The 741-nt window shown below is 59.0% G+C and carries 2 protein-coding genes; both read right to left on the reverse strand.

Annotation, left to right across the window (positions count from 1 at the left end; genetic code table 11):
• Positions 1–18: 18 nt before the first annotated feature.
• Entirely contained in the window at positions 19–366 is a 348-nt protein-coding gene (gene tnpB, locus F7Q90_RS25770; RefSeq protein ID WP_071988735.1) for an IS66 family insertion sequence element accessory protein TnpB, read from the reverse strand.
• A partial coding sequence (gene tnpA, locus F7Q90_RS25775; RefSeq protein WP_151161173.1) for an IS66-like element accessory protein TnpA occupies positions 309–741 on the reverse strand: 433 nt, incomplete at its 5' end. The genes tnpA and tnpB, both read right to left, overlap by 58 nt.

Here is a 741-nt window from a genome sequence, read left to right on the forward strand (position 1 = left end):
ACCCCACTTTACAGCAGGTTATATCCGCAGGCCAGGACGTTCCGTCCGCTGCGGGTGCTTCCAGTTAATTCCTTCCAGCAGCATGGACAGCTGCGCCGGCGTCAGGTGGACTTTTCCGTCGCGGGTCAGCGGCCACACGAAGCGCCCGCGCTCCAGGCGTTTGGTGAACAGGCACAGGCCGTCGCGGTCAGCCCACAGCATCTTTATCATGTCGCCGCGGCGGCCCCGGAAGATAAACAGGTGACCGCCGAACGGGTCAGCACGAAGCGTATTCTGTACCTTTGATGCCAGACCGTTGAAGCCGTTTCTCATATCAGTGATGCCGGCAACCAGCCAGATGCGTGAGCCTGTGGGGAGGGGGAGCATCGGCTCCCTCGTTTCATTTCGCGGATGAGCACCTGCAGCATTTCCGCCGTCAGTGTGCCTTTTAGTCTCACGGTACCGGAAGGAAGAACCAGTTCGCAGCACAGTGTTTCACCGGACGTATTTTCCGGCCCGGAGGACGGAACGGTGACGGTTCTGCCCGGTTCGGCGGACAGCATGACAGGAAGCAGTGCCGGCTCACTGTTGTGTGGAAGCAACAGGCCCTTCCTGTAAAGGCTGCGCCAGTTGAACAACAGGTTATCGTTAATGCCGTTTTCGCGTGCAAGCTGGGCCACATTAGTGCCTGGCTGCAGTGATTTCTCGACCAGTGCGATTTTGAACGCTCGCGGGAAGTTTGGTCTGCGGATGCGCTTTCTG

It is taken from the genome of Pantoea stewartii subsp. stewartii, from assembly GCF_008801695.1.
In the GTDB taxonomy this organism is placed as follows: domain Bacteria; phylum Pseudomonadota; class Gammaproteobacteria; order Enterobacterales; family Enterobacteriaceae; genus Pantoea; species Pantoea stewartii.

Excerpts from the sequence above, each read along its gene's own strand:
- tnpB (WP_071988735.1), bottom strand. The coding sequence starts at position 366 with ATGCTCCCCCTCCCCACAGGCTCACGCATCTGGCTGGTTGCCGGCATC.